Origin of the sequence: Bifidobacterium aesculapii, from assembly GCF_001417815.1 — a bacterium.
In the GTDB taxonomy this organism is placed as follows: domain Bacteria; phylum Actinomycetota; class Actinomycetes; order Actinomycetales; family Bifidobacteriaceae; genus Bifidobacterium; species Bifidobacterium aesculapii.
The window spans coordinates 1-5,386 of the sequence record NZ_BCFK01000079.1 but is presented as its reverse complement, the minus strand read 5'-3'; the positions used below and the strand labels follow the sequence as shown (position 1 = coordinate 5,386).

General features: G+C 44.7%; 9 protein-coding genes. All 9 read left to right on the top strand.

Annotated features, from left to right (window positions below):
- On the top strand, positions 1-124 hold a 124-nt coding region (locus BFAL_RS12020), incomplete at its 5' end, for a hypothetical protein (RefSeq protein ID WP_000297106.1).
- Positions 125-132: 8 nt separating this feature from the next.
- Positions 133-1,119: a Minor spike protein gene (locus BFAL_RS12015; RefSeq protein ID WP_000466547.1), complete on the top strand. Its 987-nt coding sequence runs from the start codon at positions 133-135 to the stop codon at positions 1,117-1,119.
- 36 nt (positions 1,120-1,155) lie between these two features.
- Positions 1,156-2,724: a replication endonuclease gene (locus tag BFAL_RS12010; protein WP_001134933.1), complete on the top strand. Its 1,569-nt coding sequence runs from the start codon at positions 1,156-1,158 to the stop codon at positions 2,722-2,724.
- A complete protein-coding gene (locus BFAL_RS12005; RefSeq protein ID WP_435988044.1) occupies positions 2,657-2,809 on the top strand; it encodes a hypothetical protein in 153 nt (50 codons plus the stop codon). Before BFAL_RS12010 ends, BFAL_RS12005 begins: the two co-directional genes overlap by 68 nt.
- Entirely contained in the window at positions 2,742-2,981 is a 240-nt protein-coding gene (locus BFAL_RS12000; RefSeq protein ID WP_016670801.1) for a phage DNA packaging protein C, read from the top strand. Before BFAL_RS12005 ends, BFAL_RS12000 begins: the two co-directional genes overlap by 68 nt.
- Positions 2,978-3,436: a scaffolding protein D gene (locus tag BFAL_RS11995; protein WP_000084700.1), complete on the top strand. Its 459-nt coding sequence runs from the start codon at positions 2,978-2,980 to the stop codon at positions 3,434-3,436. The genes BFAL_RS12000 and BFAL_RS11995 overlap by 4 nt, the downstream gene beginning before the upstream one ends.
- Positions 3,436-3,552 carry a phage DNA packaging protein J gene (locus BFAL_RS11990; protein WP_000033471.1) on the top strand — a complete coding sequence of 39 codons (117 nt, stop codon included), beginning with the start codon at positions 3,436-3,438 and terminating at the stop codon, positions 3,550-3,552. The genes BFAL_RS11995 and BFAL_RS11990 overlap by 1 nt, the downstream gene beginning before the upstream one ends.
- A gap of 36 nt (positions 3,553-3,588) precedes the next feature.
- The gene (locus BFAL_RS11985) at positions 3,589-4,872 is read left to right on the top strand and encodes a major capsid protein (RefSeq protein ID WP_000065572.1); all 1,284 of its coding nucleotides are present in this window, start codon (positions 3,589-3,591) and stop codon (positions 4,870-4,872) included.
- Positions 4,873-4,982: 110 nt separating this feature from the next.
- On the top strand, positions 4,983-5,386 hold a 404-nt coding region (locus BFAL_RS11980), incomplete at its 3' end, for a hypothetical protein (RefSeq protein ID WP_002417289.1).

Below are 5,386 nucleotides of genomic sequence, written 5' to 3'. Positions count from 1 at the left end.
GCCGGGCAATAATGTTTATGTTGGTTTCATGGTTTGGTCTAACTTTACCGCTACTAAATGCCGCGGATTGGTTTCGCTGAATCAGGTTATTAAAGAGATTATTTGTCTCCAGCCACTTAAGTGAGGTGATTTATGTTTGGTGCTATTGCTGGCGGTATTGCTTCTGCTCTTGCTGGTGGCGCCATGTCTAAATTGTTTGGAGGCGGTCAAAAAGCCGCCTCCGGTGGCATTCAAGGTGATGTGCTTGCTACCGATAACAATACTGTAGGCATGGGTGATGCTGGTATTAAATCTGCCATTCAAGGCTCTAATGTTCCTAACCCTGATGAGGCCGTCCCTAGTTTTGTTTCTGGTGCTATGGCTAAAGCTGGTAAAGGACTTCTTGAAGGTACGTTGCAGGCTGGCACTTCTGCCGTTTCTGATAAGTTGCTTGATTTGGTTGGACTTGGTGGCAAGTCTGCCGCTGATAAAGGAAAGGATACTCGTGATTATCTTGCTGCTGCATTTCCTGAGCTTAATGCTTGGGAGCGTGCTGGTGCTGATGCTTCCTCTGCTGGTATGGTTGACGCCGGATTTGAGAATCAAAAAGAGCTTACTAAAATGCAACTGGACAATCAGAAAGAGATTGCCGAGATGCAAAATGAGACTCAAAAAGAGATTGCTGGCATTCAGTCGGCGACTTCACGCCAGAATACGAAAGACCAGGTATATGCACAAAATGAGATGCTTGCTTATCAACAGAAGGAGTCTACTGCTCGCGTTGCGTCTATTATGGAAAACACCAATCTTTCCAAGCAACAGCAGGTTTCCGAGATTATGCGCCAAATGCTTACTCAAGCTCAAACGGCTGGTCAGTATTTTACCAATGACCAAATCAAAGAAATGACTCGCAAGGTTAGTGCTGAGGTTGACTTAGTTCATCAGCAAACGCAGAATCAGCGGTATGGCTCTTCTCATATTGGCGCTACTGCAAAGGATATTTCTAATGTCGTCACTGATGCTGCTTCTGGTGTGGTTGATATTTTTCATGGTATTGATAAAGCTGTTGCCGATACTTGGAACAATTTCTGGAAAGACGGTAAAGCTGATGGTATTGGCTCTAATTTGTCTAGGAAATAACCGTCAGGATTGACACCCTCCCAATTGTATGTTTTCATGCCTCCAAATCTTGGAGGCTTTTTTATGGTTCGTTCTTATTACCCTTCTGAATGTCACGCTGATTATTTTGACTTTGAGCGTATCGAGGCTCTTAAACCTGCTATTGAGGCTTGTGGCATTTCTACTCTTTCTCAATCCCCAATGCTTGGCTTCCATAAGCAGATGGATAACCGCATCAAGCTCTTGGAAGAGATTCTGTCTTTTCGTATGCAGGGCGTTGAGTTCGATAATGGTGATATGTATGTTGACGGCCATAAGGCTGCTTCTGACGTTCGTGATGAGTTTGTATCTGTTACTGAGAAGTTAATGGATGAATTGGCACAATGCTACAATGTGCTCCCCCAACTTGATATTAATAACACTATAGACCACCGCCCCGAAGGGGACGAAAAATGGTTTTTAGAGAACGAGAAGACGGTTACGCAGTTTTGCCGCAAGCTGGCTGCTGAACGCCCTCTTAAGGATATTCGCGATGAGTATAATTACCCCAAAAAGAAAGGTATTAAGGATGAGTGTTCAAGATTGCTGGAGGCCTCCACTATGAAATCGCGTAGAGGCTTTGCTATTCAGCGTTTGATGAATGCAATGCGACAGGCTCATGCTGATGGTTGGTTTATCGTTTTTGACACTCTCACGTTGGCTGACGACCGATTAGAGGCGTTTTATGATAATCCCAATGCTTTGCGTGACTATTTTCGTGATATTGGTCGTATGGTTCTTGCTGCCGAGGGTCGCAAGGCTAATGATTCACACGCCGACTGCTATCAGTATTTTTGTGTGCCTGAGTATGGTACAGCTAATGGCCGTCTTCATTTCCATGCGGTGCACTTTATGCGGACACTTCCTACAGGTAGCGTTGACCCTAATTTTGGTCGTCGGGTACGCAATCGCCGCCAGTTAAATAGCTTGCAAAATACGTGGCCTTATGGTTACAGTATGCCCATCGCAGTTCGCTACACGCAGGACGCTTTTTCACGTTCTGGTTGGTTGTGGCCTGTTGATGCTAAAGGTGAGCCGCTTAAAGCTACCAGTTATATGGCTGTTGGTTTCTATGTGGCTAAATACGTTAACAAAAAGTCAGATATGGACCTTGCTGCTAAAGGTCTAGGAGCTAAAGAATGGAACAACTCACTAAAAACCAAGCTGTCGCTACTTCCCAAGAAGCTGTTCAGAATCAGAATGAGCCGCAACTTCGGGATGAAAATGCTCACAATGACAAATCTGTCCACGGAGTGCTTAATCCAACTTACCAAGCTGGGTTACGACGCGACGCCGTTCAACCAGATATTGAAGCAGAACGCAAAAAGAGAGATGAGATTGAGGCTGGGAAAAGTTACTGTAGCCGACGTTTTGGCGGCGCAACCTGTGACGACAAATCTGCTCAAATTTATGCGCGCTTCGATAAAAATGATTGGCGTATCCAACCTGCAGAGTTTTATCGCTTCCATGACGCAGAAGTTAACACTTTCGGATATTTCTGATGAGTCGAAAAATTATCTTGATAAAGCAGGAATTACTACTGCTTGTTTACGAATTAAATCGAAGTGGACTGCTGGCGGAAAATGAGAAAATTCGACCTATCCTTGCGCAGCTCGAGAAGCTCTTACTTTGCGACCTTTCGCCATCAACTAACGATTCTGTCAAAAACTGACGCGTTGGATGAGGAGAAGTGGCTTAATATGCTTGGCACGTTCGTCAAGGACTGGTTTAGATATGAGTCACATTTTGTTCATGGTAGAGATTCTCTTGTTGACATTTTAAAAGAGCGTGGATTACTATCTGAGTCCGATGCTGTTCAACCACTAATAGGTAAGAAATCATGAGTCAAGTTACTGAACAATCCGTACGTTTCCAGACCGCTTTGGCCTCTATTAAGCTCATTCAGGCTTCTGCCGTTTTGGATTTAACCGAAGATGATTTCGATTTTCTGACGAGTAACAAAGTTTGGATTGCTACTGACCGCTCTCGTGCTCGTCGCTGCGTTGAGGCTTGCGTTTATGGTACGCTGGACTTTGTAGGATACCCTCGCTTTCCTGCTCCTGTTGAGTTTATTGCTGCCGTCATTGCTTATTATGTTCATCCCGTCAACATTCAAACGGCCTGTCTCATCATGGAAGGCGCTGAATTTACGGAAAACATTATTAATGGCGTCGAGCGTCCGGTTAAAGCCGCTGAATTGTTCGCGTTTACCTTGCGTGTACGCGCAGGAAACACTGACGTTCTTACTGACGCAGAAGAAAACGTGCGTCAAAAATTACGTGCAGAAGGAGTGATGTAATGTCTAAAGGTAAAAAACGTTCTGGCGCTCGCCCTGGTCGTCCGCAGCCGTTGCGAGGTACTAAAGGCAAGCGTAAAGGCGCTCGTCTTTGGTATGTAGGTGGTCAACAATTTTAATTGCAGGGGCTTCGGCCCCTTACTTGAGGATAAATTATGTCTAATATTCAAACTGGCGCCGAGCGTATGCCGCATGACCTTTCCCATCTTGGCTTCCTTGCTGGTCAGATTGGTCGTCTTATTACCATTTCAACTACTCCGGTTATCGCTGGCGACTCCTTCGAGATGGACGCCGTTGGCGCTCTCCGTCTTTCTCCATTGCGTCGTGGCCTTGCTATTGACTCTACTGTAGACATTTTTACTTTTTATGTCCCTCATCGTCACGTTTATGGTGAACAGTGGATTAAGTTCATGAAGGATGGTGTTAATGCCACTCCTCTCCCGACTGTTAACACTACTGGTTATATTGACCATGCCGCTTTTCTTGGCACGATTAACCCTGATACCAATAAAATCCCTAAGCATTTGTTTCAGGGTTATTTGAATATCTATAACAACTATTTTAAAGCGCCGTGGATGCCTGACCGTACCGAGGCTAACCCTAATGAGCTTAATCAAGATGATGCTCGTTATGGTTTCCGTTGCTGCCATCTCAAAAACATTTGGACTGCTCCGCTTCCTCCTGAGACTGAGCTTTCTCGCCAAATGACGACTTCTACCACATCTATTGACATTATGGGTCTGCAAGCTGCTTATGCTAATTTGCATACTGACCAAGAACGTGATTACTTCATGCAGCGTTACCATGATGTTATTTCTTCATTTGGAGGTAAAACCTCTTATGACGCTGACAACCGTCCTTTACTTGTCATGCGCTCTAATCTCTGGGCATCTGGCTATGATGTTGATGGAACTGACCAAACGTCGTTAGGCCAGTTTTCTGGTCGTGTTCAACAGACCTATAAACATTCTGTGCCGCGTTTCTTTGTTCCTGAGCATGGCACTATGTTTACTCTTGCGCTTGTTCGTTTTCCGCCTACTGCGACTAAAGAGATTCAGTACCTTAACGCTAAAGGTGCTTTGACTTATACCGATATTGCTGGCGACCCTGTTTTGTATGGCAACTTGCCGCCGCGTGAAATTTCTATGAAGGATGTTTTCCGTTCTGGTGATTCGTCTAAGAAGTTTAAGATTGCTGAGGGTCAGTGGTATCGTTATGCGCCTTCGTATGTTTCTCCTGCTTATCACCTTCTTGAAGGCTTCCCATTCATTCAGGAACCGCCTTCTGGTGATTTGCAAGAACGCGTACTTATTCGCCACCATGATTATGACCAGTGTTTCCAGTCCGTTCAGTTGTTGCAGTGGAATAGTCAGGTTAAATTTAATGTGACCGTTTATCGCAATCTGCCGACCACTCGCGATTCAATCATGACTTCGTGATAAAAGATTGAGTGTGAGGTTATAACGCCGAAGCGGTAAAAATTTTAATTTTTGCCGCTGAGGGGTTGACCAAGCGAAGCGCGGTAGGTTTTCTGCTTAGGAGTTTAATCATGTTTCAGACTTTTATTTCTCGCCATAATTCAAACTTTTTTTCTGATAAGCTGGTTCTCACTTCTGTTACTCCAGCTTCTTCGGCACCTGTTTTACAGACACCTAAAGCTACATCGTCAACGTTATATTTTGATAGTTTGACGGTTAATGCTGGTAATGGTGGTTTTCTTCATTGCATTCAGATGGATACATCTGTCAACGCCGCTAATCAGGTTGTTTCTGTTGGTGCTGATATTGCTTTTGATGCCGACCCTAAATTTTTTGCCTGTTTGGTTCGCTTTGAGTCTTCTTCGGTTCCGACTACCCTCCCGACTGCCTATGATGTTTATCCTTTGGATGGTCGCCATGATGGTGGTTATTATACCGTCAAGGACTGTGTGACTATTGACGTCCTTCCCCGTAC

Coding starts and splice junctions, on each gene's coding strand:
- BFAL_RS11985 (WP_000065572.1), top strand. CDS start 3,589: ATGTCTAATATTCAAACTGGCGCCGAGCGTATGCCGCATGACCTTTCC.
- BFAL_RS12015 (WP_000466547.1), top strand. CDS start 133: ATGTTTGGTGCTATTGCTGGCGGTATTGCTTCTGCTCTTGCTGGTGGC.
- BFAL_RS12010 (WP_001134933.1), top strand. CDS start 1,156: ATGCCTCCAAATCTTGGAGGCTTTTTTATGGTTCGTTCTTATTACCCT.
- BFAL_RS11990 (WP_000033471.1), top strand. CDS start 3,436: ATGTCTAAAGGTAAAAAACGTTCTGGCGCTCGCCCTGGTCGTCCGCAG.
- BFAL_RS11995 (WP_000084700.1), top strand. CDS start 2,978: ATGAGTCAAGTTACTGAACAATCCGTACGTTTCCAGACCGCTTTGGCC.